Origin of the sequence: Brevibacillus sp. NPDC058079 (genome assembly GCF_042885155.1) — a bacterium.
Taxonomy (GTDB): domain Bacteria; phylum Bacillota; class Bacilli; order Brevibacillales; family Brevibacillaceae; genus Brevibacillus.
On sequence record NZ_JBHVSO010000011.1, the window covers coordinates 109,051 to 125,289 of the forward strand.

A 16,239-nucleotide genomic window follows, 5' to 3' on the forward strand; every position below is an offset into this window, starting at 1 on the left:
GGGGGTGTGAGGGTGAATATTCAAGAGATACTTAGCGCTTTGCAAGCGGGGGAGGTTAGTTCTGAAGATGCCAAGCGTCGAATTATGGCGCTGAAGGCTGCCGAAGGGTTGAAAATCCCGTCTCCAGCTGACCAAGCCGATTCCCGCAGTCCGGAACCGGAGAAAGCGGGATTGAAAGTCGACAGCCGGCAGTCAGCGAAATCGGATTCTGCCGGCCTGGTCGTGTCAAACGTTCATCACATCAGCGAGGTTTCTTTGCGGCCATGGTCTGTATCGGAGCCCAGCTTTGGTGAAATGACGATACAAGTCATGGCGTCGGCGGTTAATTTTCCGGATATCATGTGCGTAAACGGGCTATACCCGACGATGCCCGACTATCCATTCGTGCCGGGGTTTGAAGTAGCCGGAATCGTCACACGCATCGGCAAAGGCGTAGAGGAGTTCCGGATCGGCGATGAGGTCATCGCTCTTACAGGCAAGCAGCTGGGCGGCCATGCCAGCGAAGTGAACGTTGCCGCCGCTAATGCCGTCCGGAAGCCTGCCAACATAACGTTTGAAGATGGGTGCAGTCTGCCTGTCGTTTTCTCCACAGTCTATCTCGCTTTCGAGACAGGGAAGCTTGCGCCCGGCGAGCAGGTGCTCATTCAGACGGCGACAGGCGGCTGCGGCCTTATCGCCCTGCAGCTGGCGAATTTGAAAGGCTGCAAGATTTACGGCACGAGCAGCAAAGCCGAAAAGCTCGATCTGCTTGATAGGCTTGGCGTTGCTGCGGCGATCGATTACAGCGCCTCGCCCTTTGATCGGGAAATCGCCTCCTTAACCAATGGCCGCGGGGTTGATGTTGTGCTAAATATGCTGGCCGGGGACGCGATTCAGAAGGGCTTGAATTGTTTGGCCCCTTCTGGCCGCTACCTGGAGCTGGCCGTGCATGCGCTGAAGACGAGCGGAAATCTGGATCTTTCCGGGCTTGTACATAACCAAACGATTCATAGCATTGATTTACGGCGGTTAAGTGCCCAGAAGGGATTTAACAAGGAATTGCTCCATGTGATGGTTGACCTGCTTCAAACGGAGAAAATCGTACCCATCGTATCCAGGATTTACCCCTTTCAGCGAATTCAAGAGGCGCTTGAATATGTCAGCAGTGGCCAGCATATCGGCAAAGTCGTCATAAGCCGTATGGCGGAGGACATGACGGACCGGACCGACGAGCTGATCGAGCGGATGCGAAGGCAGAAAAGTCAGAGGCAGGAATCCTTTGAATTGCACAGTGCGCAAGCGGCCGTCCGTAGCCAGGAAGATATGCCCAAGGAGAAAAGCCGGAAAACGCCTGATCTGGATGGCATTGCCATCATCGGGATGTCAGGCCAATTCCCCAAGGCAGCTACTATTGACGAATTATGGGACAACATTTGCAAAGGTGAAGACTGCGTATCCGAGATTCCTGCAGAACGCTGGTCTCTCGAGCGATACTACGATCCCGATCCGAAGAAGCCGGGCAAAACGTATTCGAAATGGATGGGCGTCTTGGAGGATGCGGACAAATTTGATCCGTTATTTTTCCAAATATCGCCCGTGGAAGCGGAATACATGGATCCGCAGCAGCGGCTATTCCTGGCGAACAGCTGGGCATGCATCGAGAATGCCGGACTGCGTCCGTCCGACTTGTCCGGCAGCCGCTGCGGGGTCTTTGCCGGATGCGGCACCGGCGATTACGGACGTATGGAGAGAGGAGAAGAGCTCCATGCGCAAAATCTGATGGGGACCTCGGTTTCCATTTTAAGCGCACGCATCTCCTACCTGCTGAATTTGAAGGGTCCCTGCATGGCGATCGACACGGCTTGCTCCTCCTCGCTTGTCGCGATTTCCGAGGCCTGCAGCAGCTTGCTCCTGGACAATTGCGACATGGCGTTGGCCGGCGGCGTTAATGTCATGAGCGGACCGGCCATGCATATTATGACGAGCAAATCCGGGATGCTGTCCAAGGATGGGCGTTGCTATACGTTCGATAACAGGGCGAACGGATTCGTTCCGGGGGAAGGAACGGGCGTGCTGCTGCTTAAGCGGCTGTCCGATGCGGTCCGCGACAAAGACCCGGTTTATGCCGTCATACGCGGCTGGGGTATTAATCAGGACGGGAAGACAAACGGAATTACAGCGCCCAGCGCCGCTTCACAGGAAGAGCTGGAGAAATCCGTCTTTGATAAATTCGGCATTAACCCGGAAACCATTTCGCTTGTCGAAGCACATGGTACAGGAACAAAGCTCGGCGATCCGATCGAGGTCGAAGCCCTTACGGCATCGTTCGCCGCATATACGGACAAAAAGGGCTACTGCGCACTCGGTTCCATTAAGAGCAATATCGGTCATTTGCTCGCGGCATCCGGCGTATCGGGCGTCATCAAGGTCGTACAGTCGCTGAAGCACCGTATGCTGCCGCCAACCATTCATTTCGATTCCTTGAATGAGCATATCCGACTTGATGGAAGCCCCTTCTTTGTAAACACGTCCTTGAAGAAGTGGGAGATCGAATCCGGCATTCGACGGGCCTCCGTCAGCTCCTTCGGGTTTAGCGGAACGAACGCCTATATGGTCATTGAGGAATACAATCCGGAATCGCCCGGACATTCGGCCCCACCTATGGATCAACCGCTATTATTCCCGGTATCGGCCAAGACCGAAGATGGGCTGGACGACGCTGTCGCATCCCTCAAAGCCTTTCTTCTGCGGGAAACAGACATTTGTTTGTCAGATGTGGCGTTGACGTTGCAAGCGGGGAGGGAAGAGATGGATGTCCGTGCGGCGTTCACGGCAAACACGAAGGAGGAGCTCCTGCAGGCAATGGAGGACCATTTGCTGCGGAGGCCTTCTTCTTGTGTATTCTCTGGGAAAGTAAACAGACGGCAGATAAGGAATGCGATCGCATCAGGCGAAGAACTTCCATCGGAGCATGAGACCAGTTCCTCTCAAGCGGTAAAGCTTGCCGATGCCGCAACGAAGTGGGTGCAGGGTTTACAAGCGCTGCCTTTGGTGAACGGGGGGGAGCGCATCCACATGCCGACCTATCCGTTTGCGAAGGAGCGGTATTGGCTTGAAGCGAAGGCTTCGGACCGGGACCTGCTCCATACGAAGATTTTGACTGAGCGCCTTCATCCGCTTGTGCACAGAAATACGTCGGTGTTAGGGAAGACCCGGTTCAGCGCTTCTTTTACAAATGAGGAGACGCTGCTGCGAGACCATGTTGTCTCCGGACAGTCTATCATGCCAGGAATGGCCTACCTTGAGATGGCCCGTGCTGCAGTCGAGCTTGCGACCGATTACGTGCATAAGGGACAGGCCATTACACTGGAAAATGTGGTATGGCTGCGGCCTTTTATTGCGAAAGCGACGGCCGGACACCTTCATGTTTCCTTAACGCAGGAGGGTGACAACCAAGTTTCATTTTGTATTCTGGCAGGACCTTCGAAGGCTGATGCGAATGAAGGCCCGATTTATAGCAAAGGGACAGCTGTTATTCATGCGGCTTCTGCCCCTCCTCAGCTGGACGTGCAGGCCATTCGCGCCCAATGCTCGGTGGCAAAGCTGGATTCGGAAACGTGCTATGGCGCTTTCGAAAATATGGGAATTGCATATGGTCCAGGTTATAGAGCAGTAAAGACGATTGAAATCGGCGAAGATTGTGCGATCGCTAAGATTCATTTGCCGGCCGCCTTGAGTGACGAGACGCAGCGGATTGGATGCAATCCGGTATTGCTCGACGCTGCCGCTCAGTCCACGATCGGCTTCGCCCTGCACAATCATGGACGCCAAATCGACGCTTGTGCAAACGGGCCCTATGTGCCATTTGCGATTCAGGAGCTTACGGTCTACCGTCCTTGTACTTCAGAGATGTGGGCGGTCACCCGCATAAGGAAAGCAGAAGCTTCGGGAGATTCGCTTCGCGTCTTCGATATCGATTTGTGTGACGAGGAAGGCCATGTTTGTGCGGCCATGCGGGGATTGGCAACCAAGAGTGCAGGGAAATCAGGGGCATGGAGCTTTAACCCCCATCAAGCCGAGACTGATGGTTCTCACCAATTACCTGATGGATTGTTGCTGCTTCCTACCTGGGAACTTGCCGCATTCAACGAAGCGCCAGCCCAGCAGCATGTTCCGGATGCCGACATCGTGATCGGCGGAACGCCAGAGCAAATAAACCAAATCAACCACAGGTATCCCGCGGCTCAGCCGCTGTCATTTGAAAACGAAGCTTCGATTGAGGATATGGCTCAGAAGCTGAGCAACTATAACGATCTGAAGCATATTATATGGATTTCGCCGGTTCATCCGATTCAAACCGTGCGGGACGAAGGTATTATCAGCGAACAAAAGGATGGGGTATTCCAGCTTTTTAGGCTAATAAAGTCACTGCTCGAAATCGGCTTCGGATCGAGGCCCTTGCACTGGTCCATCATCACCGTGGAGGCTCAGCCGATTCGTGCAGGCGAAACATCTGGCTTTGCACATGCCGGTGTCCATGGTTTGGTCGGGTCGATGGCGAAGGAATATCCGAACTGGAGCGTTTGTCTGTTAGATATAGGCCTGAAGGACGAACTGCCGTTGGACGTTCTGCCATCGCTGCCAAGGGATGCCAAGGGAAACGCATGGGGCTACCGAAAAGGCGATTGGTACAAGCAGATGTTGGTTCCTGTCAAAAGCTTGCCGATGGAGCGTACCGCTTACCGGCACGGCGGCGTTTATGTCGTCATCGGGGGAGCCGGAGGCATTGGCGAGGTATGGACCGAGTATATGATCCGTACCTATCAAGCACAAATCGTGTGGATTGGCCGCAGAGAGATGGATGAAGCCATTCGGGCTAAGATCGCACGGTTAGGGGATCTTGGACCTGCGCCATCCTATATCCGGGCGGATGCGGCAAATTTGGCATCGCTCCAACAGGCCTACGAGACGATAAAGGCGCGGTATACGCGTATTCATGGCATTGTTCACTCCGCGATCGTCCTGCTCGATCAAAGTTTGGCAAAAATGGACGAGCAGCGGTTTGAAGCGGGGTATGCAGCCAAAAACGGCACAGCTGTAAGAACAGCTCAAGTATTTGATCGTGAGCAGTTGGATTTTGTTTTGTTCTTTTCATCCTTTAATTCGTTTCTGAAATCGCGTGGTCAGAGCAATTACACAGCCGGGTGTACTTTTAGCGACGCTTTCGCAGCGAAGCTCGCCTCCGAATGGTCTTGTGCCGTCAAGACGATCAATTGGGGGTATTGGGGAAGTGTGGGGACGGTTTCAAACGAGGCTCTCCGCGAGAAAATGGCCCGGATCGGAATGGGGTCCGTCGAGCCGGACGAAGCCATGGACGTCGTGGAAAGACTGCTTGCCGGGAAGGTGAATCAACTGTGCTTCGTCAAAACGACCAAGCCGCTGTATATAGAGGAAACCGCCGCAGACCAGCATATAACGGTTCTACCTGAACGCTTCGGATCAGTCATCAGCAGGATCAGAAGCGTCTTCGCTCCGGCTCCCTTTCAAGCCCTCTCGTCTGCAGCACGACCTATAGAGGAAAAGACGGGAAGCATCTCGGATGCGAAGCAGCGGGCAGAGGTGCTGTCTCTCGTGAGGGAAGCAGTAGCAATGCTCTTGAAGGTCGACGAACAGGACATAGAACCCGACGCGGAATTAGCGGAATACGGCCTTGATCCGGTTAAGATGAGTTTACTCACGGAAATGATCAATCAACGGCTCGGAATAGATGTAACGCCGGAGCTGGTCATTCGGCACAGGAGCTTCAGAGAGTTGGCGGATAGGATCGCAGATATAAGAGGGAAGCTGGGTGTATCGTAATGGACGAAAGGAGCGGTCAGGTGAACGGTATGGTGGAGAGCATACGGGATGTGAAACGCCTGGAAGAAGAGCTTCTGGTCAAGCTTCTTTGGGTGCAGCTGCAAGCTGCCGGCTTCTTTAACCGAGAGCGGCAATCCAAGGAGGAGCTGGCCGGATTGCTGGGCCAATCTCGGCTTTACGACAGATGGTTGGAGACTAGCATCGATTATTTGCTTCGCTATGGCTTTATATCGGAGGTTGTCGGCGAATACGTCGTCGATTCGAATCGGAAAGAAGACCATGCAGACGTCTGGGCTCATTGGGATCGGCATTTGGAGCAGTGGAGGCATCACCCGGATTCCGGCGCGCAAATGATCCTTGTCGACGCTGCACTCCGAGCACTTCCGCAGGTGCTGTGCGGAAATACGGCCGCTACGGATATTATATTCCCGAACGGATCGATGACGCTTGTCGAGGGTGTCTACAAAAACAATCATATCGCGGATTACTTCAATGAGATCGTATCGGATCTTACGCTTGCGTTTATTAGGGAACGGGTTCAAGAAGATCCTGCTGTCCGCTTGCGCATTTTGGAAATCGGCGCAGGAACGGGCGGAACAAGCGCACGGGTGCTGGCCGGACTTAAACCGCTGCAGGAGCATATTGCAGAATACTGCTATACGGATATTTCTCAAGCGTTTTTGCTTCATGCCCAGCATGAGTACGGACCGCAATACCCGTTTTTGACCTATCGTCTATATGATGCCCAGAAGCCGGCGGCGGTGCAGGGCCTTGAGGAAGGCGCATTCGATCTTGCGATTGCAACCAATGTGCTGCATGCAACTCGAAATATGAAGACAACGATCCAAAGCGTCAAGACGGTCCTGAAGCGCAGCGGTCTGCTGCTCCTCAATGAAATGAGCAGCAGCAATCTGTTCATCCACCTGACGTTCGGTCTGCTTGAAGGCTGGTGGCTGTATGAGGATCAAGAGCTTCGGATGCCGGGATCACCGGGTTTGACACCCGATTCGTGGCGTTCGCTGTTGGAGGAGGAGGGCTTCCCCGATGTGTTTTTCCCTGCTGAGCATTCACACGGTCTTGGACAGCAGATTATAGTAGCCGAAAGCAACGGTGTAATCCGGATACGAAGTCAAGAGGATAGATCGGATAACGCTGAAGAAGAACAACCCGAGCAGAAGCCGATTGCTCCTACAACGCTGCCCGCCAAAAAGGATGAACAAAGCCAGGAGTTGCTCCGCGAGACGGGCAGAGAACGACTGAAGGCGCTCATCAGCGAAACGCTGAAAATTCCATACCAGCGCATGGAAACATACGTGTCGCTAGAGACATACGGAATCGATTCGATTCTGGTCGTGCAGCTTACGGAAGCACTCCGGCCTTATTTCGCCAAAATAAACAGTACGCTATTTTTCGAGCACTCAACGATTAATGCGCTAGCCGACTATTTGCTGCAAGCCCATCCGGAGGAGATGCTTCGCTTCACGGGAATGGAGAGACAAGCAGTAGGCAGCTCAATTTTAGATACGCAAGAAGTGCCCGATAGCAATCTAGCGCCAGATCGTCATAGTGAACCGGCAGCCCTTGAGCCGATCAACGAACAGCAAGCGGTCATCGAAATGTCACAGAGCGAAGCGGCAGGCAAACAGGATGTGGCGATCATCGGCTTGTCCGGACGTTATCCGGGGGCACGGAATGTAGAACAGTTCTGGGAAAACCTTAAACACGGAACAAATTGCATTACCGAAATCCCATCCGACCGGTGGGATTGGAGACTCTACTACGACGAAGAGCGGGGCAAGGAGGGCGCTGTCTATAGCAAATGGGGCGGATTCCTGGATGATATCGACAAATTCGACCCGCTATTCTTTCAGATTGCGCCCAAGGAAGCCGAAGGAATGGATCCGCAAGAGCGGATTTTTTTGGAAACCGCTTATGCGAGTATAGAGGATGCCGGTTATACCCCGGAACGTCTAAGCCGTTCCGGTAAGGTTGGTGTTTTTGTCGGAGTGATGAACGGCAATTATTCGACTGGGGCGAATTTCTGGTCCATTGCGAACCGGCTATCTTATCTTATGAATTTCCAGGGGCCGAGCCTGGCTGTCGATACGGCATGCTCCTCCTCGCTCACTGCGATCCACCTTGCGCTCGAGAGTATCTATTCCGGTACCAGCGAATGCGCGATTGCAGGCGGCGTTAATTTGATTGTAGATCCCGTCCACTACAAGAGGCTAACTTCAATGAACATGCTCTCCTCCGGTGATCAATGCAAATCCTTCGGTGCACAAGCCGATGGATTCGTCGATGGAGAGGGTGTAGGCGCGGTTGTCCTCAAGCCGTTGCATGCGGCGATTGCGGACGGCGATCATATTTACGGCATCATAAAAGGAAGCATGCTGAATGCCGGCGGCCGGACGAACGGCTATACGGTACCCAGCGCTTCCGCTCAAGCGCAGTTGATCCAAGACGCATTAAAGCGGTCTGGCGTACATCCGGGTGCCGTCAGCTATATCGAAGCTCATGGTACTGGAACGGCGCTCGGTGACCCGATTGAAGTCGAGGGGCTGACGCGAGCATTCTCGCCGCTGGCCGGAGAACAAGGCTATTGTGCGATCGGATCCGTTAAATCGAATATCGGCCACTGTGAGAGCGCGGCCGGCATAGCGGGACTGACCAAGGTGCTGATGCAAATGAAGCATGAACAGCTTGCGCCGACTTTGCACGCGGACGAAGTGAACCCGAATATCGCCTTCGAGCGGACGCCTTTTGCGGTGCAGCAGCGGCTGACGGAATGGAAACGGCCCGTCGTTGCCTTGGACGGGGAAACGATCACGTATCCCCGTATCGCCGGCATATCCTCCTTCGGTGCCGGAGGAGCGAATGCCCATCTTGTCGTCCAAGAGTTCACAGAGAAGGCCGAAGACCGTCCGGACTTAGCACAGCACGCTTCAATCATCGTTTTATCCGCGATGAACGAGGAGCGTCTGGAAGCGAACGTCCGCCAATTCGCCGAAGCCATCGGGGCAAAGGCATGGCGGAATGAGGAGCTTGCAAATATTGCGTTTACGCTTCAGATTGGCCGGCAGGCGATGGAGGAACGTTTAGCCTTCACCGCAGCGTCAATTGCGGAGCTAAAGGAAAAGCTGGAGCAGTACAGGATGTTTGGCGCCGGCCCCGGTATTTATCGCGGACAGGTTAAGCGGGGAAGAAATTCGTTTCAAGCACTGGCTGCGGACGATGATATGCAGACGGCGATTGATGCCTGGTTTGCCAAGGGAAAGTACGGCAAGTTGCTTGATCTTTGGACGAAAGGGCTCGAAATCGATTGGCAGAAGCTCTACGGCGGCAAACCTCCGCGCAGGGTGAGCCTGCCGACTTATCCGTTTGCTAAGGAACGCTATTGGCTCGCTGCTTCTGAACCGGATGCGGTTAAGGTCCCTTTTGAAGTGATGACGTTTCAAGAAACGTGGCAGCCGGCTGAATGGAAGGAAGTGCTGCGCGAACAGCCGCGGACGGTCGTTTGCTTCCTTTCGGATTCACACCGTCAACTAGAGCTGACGGAAGCCGTTAACCACTTAAGTCCGAAGACGAAGCTGGTTTTTGTGTCACGTTACGAGGGCGAAGCGTTGAATACATGGTCGCATTCCATAGATAAGTGGGATTCATCCGGCTTCGAACGTGTGCTGGCGGACGTCAACCGGACAGAGGCGGTAGAAGCCATTCTGTTTTTATGGCCTTTGGAGACAGTGCCTTCAGCGCAAATGACGGACGAACTAACCGCTCTCATCCAAGGGATGCATGCCTCTGGCCTTACGTCGATCAGGCTGCTGGCCGCGGCGGTGTGCTCCACGGATATCGAACGCTGCCATGCGGAGTCTTGGATCGGCTTTGAGCGTTCGATCGGCCCGCTTATGAAGGATGTGCGGATGTCTGTTCATCTCTTTACGGACGGTTTTCAGGTGGAACGCAGTTCGGGCCGCAATCTTTGGGAGTCGTTGTGGACAGAGCTTGGACAGGACAAGGTGCGAAGCTCTTTATATACAAGGGGAGAACGGCATGTTTGTTCCGTGCGCGAAACCCGGCTTCAGCCGAAAGCGACCAAATTCCGCCGGGGCGGCATTTATCTCATTACAGGCGGCTTCGGCGGAATCGGCATGGTCGTTGCGGAGCATTTGGCCAAAACGTATCAGGCCAAGCTTATCCTGACGGGGCGGTCATCCATTGATGCTCGCAAAAGATCGATGATGAAAAAGCTTGAAGCGGCAGGCGCCGCCGTATTCGCGATCCAAGCGGACGTGTGTGACTATGCCGCCATGAAGCAAGGACTTGTTGAAGCTCGGGCTGCTTTATCGGGAAGCATAAACGGCGTTATCCATGCAGCCGGTATGGAAAGCGGCCGTAGCATTCTGGAGAAGAAAACGGAGCAATTTCACGAAGTCATACAACCGAAGATTACCGGTACGCTCCTGCTTGATGAGCTGCTTCAAGAAGAACGCGAGCTTGATTTTGTCGCTTACTTCTCTTCTATATCCGCTGTACTGGGCGATTTCGGATCGTGCGATTACGCTGTCAGTAACCGGTTCATGACCGCCTACGCGGAGCGGGCTTCCCGTGTTCGCATAGGAGATCGACGACATGGCGGGTCGATTGTTTCCATTCAGTGGCCGCTGTGGAAGGATGGCGGCATGAGTGTCGGGGATCCGGTTATGACGAAAATGTATCTTCAAGCAAGCGGCCAGCGTGCCTTGGAAGCCGAGCAGGGGATCGCGCTGCTTGAGCTTCTCTTAGCACAGGACGAGCCCAATCATCTTGTGATGGCTGGGAATCGGGAGAGCGTCCGCCGCTCTCTAGGTCTGGAGCCGGCAACTGGACAGGAAGCGGTAAAGCCGGTGAAGGCGGCGCCGTTGACATCAATCGCGAAGCGGGCAGAACATGCTGAGTCGAATGTAGAACAGCTGCTGGAGGAAGACCTGAAGGCGCATATCAGTCGAATAGTAGCGATCCCGATTGACCGGATCGACAAGGAACAGTATTTTTCCGATTTCGGCTTCAATTCTATCAGCTTTGCCGAGCTGGCTTCATCGCTGACCAAGCATTACCGCATTGATCTTACGCCAGCCGTCTTCTTCTCCTATCCGACCGTGGAGAAGCTTATCCATTTTTACTTGCGGGAGCATCGTGACGACCTGATCGGGTTTTACAAGGACAGATATGAGCTTCGTCCTGATGATGGACTGGATTTTCATCAGGAAGCGGCTGCTCTGGAATCCGTTCATACGGAGCCATCTAAACCGGTTGAAGAACCCGTCGCTGCGGTTGAAACACAAAGCCATCCATTTCCGGAGCCCATTGCGATTATCGGCATGAGCGGACGGTTTCCTGAGGCTCGTTCGGTTGAAGACATGTGGCGTATTCTGCGGGATGGCCGCGATGTGGTTCAGCCGATGCCGGAAGTACGAAGCAATCTCATGAACGGTGAGAGCTGGACGTGCGGATGGGTGCCGGGCGTCAGCGTTCGATCCTGCCTTCTTCGAAATCTCTCCGCGCGAGGCGGAGCTGATGGACCCAAGGCAGCGGCTGTTATTGCAGGAGTCGATGCGAGCGCTGGAGGATGCAGGATACGGGAGCAAGCAGCTGCGGGAAGGAAATATCGGCGTATTTGTCGGAGCTGAGGATGGCGACTACCAGTTTATCGCTAAAGGGGCAGGCAGCGTGACATCCACGAACAATGCGATTCTGGCATCTCGCCTTTCGTACTTCCTTAACCTGAGCGGACCTGTTATGTCGATCAATACCGCATGTTCCTCCGGGCTGGTCGCCGCACATCAAGCATGTGTCAGCCTTCGCAACCGCGAATGCGATACGGCTATCGCCGCGGGTGTTAACCTTATGCTGACACCGTTGTATTTGAACGGGATGAGGGAAGCGGGCATGCTCTCGCCGGACGGCAAATGCTATGCCTTTGACAACCGAGCGAACGGTATGGTACCGGGCGAGGCGGTCGTGGCCGTCGTGATGAAAAGATTGTCTTTGGCGGAGAAAGATGGCGATCCGATTTATGCTGTCATCCGCGGCAGCGGCATCAATTATGATGGCAAAACGAACGGAATTACGGCGCCGAATGCGGCAGCGCAGGCCCGCCTCATCCGTTCGGTGTACGAGCAGGCCGGCGTGAATCCGGAGCAGGTCGAGTATATCGTTACGCATGGAACGGGTACAAAGCTGGGGGATCCTGTCGAAATCCACGCGCTTCAGGAAGCGTTTAAAGGGGCAGCGTTGAACGAAAGTACATGCGCGTTAACCTCTCCCAAAACTAATTTTGGTCATAGCTTCGCAGCTTCAGGCCTAGTCAGCCTCGTTAATCTCGTCCAGGCGTTCCGTCATGAGACGATACCTGCAAGTCTTCATATGGATAAGGAAAACGATTATATACGATTTGAAGGGAGCCCGTTCTATGTGAACCGCGAGCCGAGGCCATGGCGTTCCAGCTCAGGCGCGCCGTTAACCGGTGCCGTAAGTGCGTTCGGCATGAGCGGTACGAACGCCCATTTCGTCCTTCAGAGCTACAACGAGAAGCGGCACAGCAGCAATTCCGGTCAAACAGCGTATTATATGCTTCCCCTTTCAGCAAAGAGTGAGGATGCGCTTTTGCGGAAAATAGACGATATGCGCCATTACATGGCGAGCCAGCCTGCATCGGTGGAATTATCACAAATTTGCCTTACGCTTCTCGAAGGCAGACAGCCGTTTGCTAATCGCTGCGTAATTGTTGCCTCCAGCAAGGAGGAAGCGATAGAAGCCTGGTTGGCTGCGGCTGAGAAGCGGTCTGGCCCGCATATTTTGTTCGGACAAGTAGAACGGATGTTTAAAGCCGACAAGGCGAAGGAGCAGGAAAGGGTCGATTGGCTTCATAAAATCCAATCTATGGACAAGGCTTCGAGTGAATACCGGGGAGCATTGATCGCGCTGGCCGAGTTATACTGCCAAGGCTATAGCCTGGAGGGGGATTTATTATTCGGGGACGAGATGCAAAGTCGTATCCATTTGCCAGTATATCCGTTCTCTCGGGACCACTATTGGGTGCCGGAAGCACCGCTTGAGGTCTCAAGCGGTGCTTCCGCAGACTCCCTTAAGCCCGATACGACACGTTTGCTCTGCAAAGAATGGATAGAAGAGCAGGCATCGGTCGAAGGTGAACCGCCAGGTAAAGTCGCTATCATTACTGAGGATGGAACCCGCGAGCTTGCGATGGAGCTTAAATCCCGGCTTCCCGGCGCTGTCGTCCTTCATCCTCGCCAACTCGATGAGATGACAGCGGGAGAGGTCGAGGAGATGGATTTCGATGCTTGCATTGACCTTTTAGGCTGCAGCAGCGAAGCGGATTGGAACCTGGAAGGATTGCCTTGGCTCCAGCGGCTAATAGATGTAAGACGAAGCAAAGGGATCAAATTGATCGGCGTAACGAAAGGTCTTGAGCGATTCCGCAGCGATACTGTGCGATTATCTGGAGCTTGCAGAGCCGGACTATACCGTATGCTGCAAAGCGAATACGCCAATATTCATTCCAGTCATGTCGATCTGGATGCTACGGATACTGATAAAGCCTGGGCGGAACAATTGATTGCAGAACTGCATGGTAACAGCGAGTGGCCGGAAATTTGTTACCGCAAAGCCGTGCGTTTCCGCGCATGCCTGCGGGAGCAAGAGACGGCACAGAATGCCAAGCCGTTTTCGTGGCCGGAGGGGCATGTGCTGTGGATTACCGGCGGAACGCGGGGACTAGGCGCATTGTGTGCACGCCATTACGTTGAAAACATGGGCGTAAAAAGGCTTGTCCTGCTCGGTAGAGAAGCGCTGCCTCCCCGGGAAGCATGGGAATACGAGGCGGTCGGGTCTTCACCAATGGCGAATAAGATCCGTTTGGTCAAGGAATTGGAGAAGATAGGGGCTGACGTGCGGACGCTCGCCATCCCGCTAACGGATACCGATGCACTAAAGCAGGCGCTTCTTGATATTCGAGATGAATGGGGACCGGCAGGAGGCGTGATCCACTGCGCGGGCGTCGGCGACCGGGAGTATCCGGCTTTTGTTCACAAGCCAACCTCTGTTATACGGCAGGTATTGGAGCCGAAAGTGGAAGGCTTAATGTCCGTATGGGAATGTTTCAAGGATGAGCCGCTTGCCTTTTTTGCTCTATTCTCGTCCGTATCGGCGGTTGTTCCATCGCTGGCTGCGGGACAAAGCGATTATGCGATGGCCAATTCGTTTATGGATTATTTCGCGCAGGCTCATGCGAATCAAAGGCCCATTATCAGCATTCAGTGGCCGAGCTGGAAAGAATCGGGCATGGGCGAGGTGCAAAGCGGCGCCTTCCTTGCCACCGGTATGCACAGCCTGACCGACCGGGAAGGGCTGAGATTGCTCGATCATATAATTGCAAAGTCGCCGGGAGCGGTCGTTTTGCCTGCTGTCGTTCAACCTGACAAGTGGCAGCCGGAGCGTCTGCTTATGCGACGGCTTGAAAGCAGCCTCACCACGCGGAATCCCGCTTCCGGCCCATCGGAAGTGCGCTTGGAGTCACAAGCATCGCTGCCGGGAGCCGTACGTTCATGGCTGGTGGATTTATTTGCAGCGGAATTGAAGCTTGAGCGATCCAAGCTGGAGCTTCACATACCGATTCAGGATTATGGTGCAGACTCGATCATATTGGCGCAATTAATTCGGACAATAAGCCGCACCGTAGGCAAGGATATCGACCCATCGGTGCTTTACGAGCATACGACCATTCAGTCGCTCGCAGATTGGTTGACGGCCTCATACGGCGAGCCGCTGACCCGGGAATTGCTGTCGGGGGGCCAGGAGTGCCAGGAGCATGAACAGTCAATGCCAATTCATGATTTTAGCGATGCTCCTTCCATGCCTGAAGCGGAGATCTCCCGTCAGTCGATTCATCAGGAACGAATCGGCGAGGAGGGTATAGCGGTCGTCGGGATGTCCTGCCGATTTCCGGGAGCGAAGGACTTGACCCATTATTGGTCGCTGCTCACGGAAGGCCGAAGCGCGATACGGCCGGTTCCAAAGGAACGATGGGGGAGCGACCAGCTTTATTATGCAGGGCTGCTGGATGCGCTTCGCCATGCCGATCCGTCGTTTTTTCATATTCCGGACGAGGATGCCAGAGCGATGGACCCGCAGGCACTACTCATCTTGGAGGAAAGTGTAAAAGCGCTTCATCACGCAGGGTATAACCGTGCGGACGTAAAAGGAAAGGCCGTTGGCGTTTATATCGGTGCCAGAACCCAGTATTGGCCGGGCGAGGAACTGCTCCTTCAAACGAGAAATCCGATCGTCGCGGTCGGCCAAAATTACTTGGCTGCTAATATATCCCGTTTCTTTGACCTAAGGGGTCCCAGCATGGTGATCGATACGGCCTGTTCCTCTGCCTTGACCGGGATGAGCATGGCCATTCAAAGCCTGCGGAGCGGGGATACGGTGTCCGCATTGGTGGGAGGGGTCAGCCTGCTGAACAGCGACTTCTCGCACAAACTATTCGGTCAGCGCGGCATTTTGAGCAAAAGCTCGACATTTCACGTCTTTGACGGCAGGGCTGATGGCGTTGTACTCAGTGAAGGCGCCGGCGTTGTCCTGTTAAAAACAGTGAAGCAGGCGCTGGCTGACGGAGACCGCATCTACGCCGTTATCAAGGGAATCGCCGTAAATAACGATGGGAGAACCGCGGGGCCGGCGGCTCCAAATATGCAGGCGCAGAAGGACGTCATGCTCGCTGCCTTAAAGAAGAGCGGCAGAAATCCGTCTGACGTCTCTTATATCGAAACGAACGGCTCAGGCTCGGAAGTAACCGATCTGTTGGAGCTCAAGACGATTCAGCAGGTTTATGGCAACGGTGGAAATGCCGCTATCGCCTTGGGCTCCATCAAGCCCAATATCGGTCACCCGCTAAGCGCCGAAGGGATTGCGAGCTTCATTAAGGTTGTGCTGATGCTCGATCATGACCAGTTTGTACCGTTTTTATCGGGCGAGCTGCCGATGCAGCACTTTGATTTGGAAGCGTCCCCGTTTTTCTTTCACCGAGAAACGAAGAACTGGAGTGAATCGGTTCGAACAGCGGCGATAAACTGTTTTGGCGACGGAGGCACCAATGTTCATGCGGTTATAGAATCTTGGCAGGAAGAGCGCTCAGGCGATGCCATACGGAAGCCGCTGCCTTGGCCGGAAGAATGGCAGGAGTGCGGAAAACCGGTCAGCGTATCATCGTCTGATTCGCAGACGGTTAAGAGCCGAACGAATATATGGAAAATGAAAGCGGAAGAGCGGAAGGTCAGCAGTCCGAAATCATTCTGGGGCGGAACTAAACCCAAATAACCCCATAGGGCTCAGGGGTAG

The 16,239-nt window shown here is 54.2% G+C and carries 3 protein-coding genes and 3 pseudogenes; all 6 read left to right on the forward strand.

The window, feature by feature from the left end; genetic code table 11:
- Positions 1–6: 6 nt before the first annotated feature.
- The 6 genes and pseudogenes from ACFVS2_RS27270 (at position 7) to ACFVS2_RS27285 (ending at position 16,218) form a co-directional block, all read left to right on the forward strand.
- Entirely contained in the window at positions 7–5,838 is a 5,832-nt protein-coding gene (locus tag ACFVS2_RS27270) for an SDR family NAD(P)-dependent oxidoreductase (protein WP_390239525.1), read from the forward strand.
- A 440-nt stretch (positions 5,839–6,278) separates the two neighbouring features.
- Positions 6,279–9,239 (forward strand): annotated as a pseudogene (locus ACFVS2_RS34615) (beta-ketoacyl synthase N-terminal-like domain-containing protein); the annotation flags it as partial.
- 723 nt (positions 9,240–9,962) lie between these two features.
- Positions 9,963–10,502 (forward strand): annotated as a pseudogene (locus ACFVS2_RS34620) (SDR family NAD(P)-dependent oxidoreductase); the annotation flags it as partial.
- Between the two features lie 147 nt (positions 10,503–10,649).
- Entirely contained in the window at positions 10,650–11,507 is an 858-nt protein-coding gene (locus ACFVS2_RS34625; protein WP_483862259.1) for an acyl carrier protein, read from the forward strand.
- Positions 11,395–14,631, forward strand: a pseudogene (locus ACFVS2_RS27280) (beta-ketoacyl reductase); the annotation flags it as partial. The gene ACFVS2_RS34625 and the pseudogene ACFVS2_RS27280, both read left to right, overlap by 113 nt.
- A gap of 120 nt (positions 14,632–14,751) precedes the next feature.
- Positions 14,752–16,218, forward strand: a complete 1,467-nt coding sequence (locus ACFVS2_RS27285; protein ID WP_483862260.1) for a beta-ketoacyl [acyl carrier protein] synthase domain-containing protein — start codon at positions 14,752–14,754, stop codon at positions 16,216–16,218.
- Positions 16,219–16,239 lie beyond the last annotated feature (21 nt).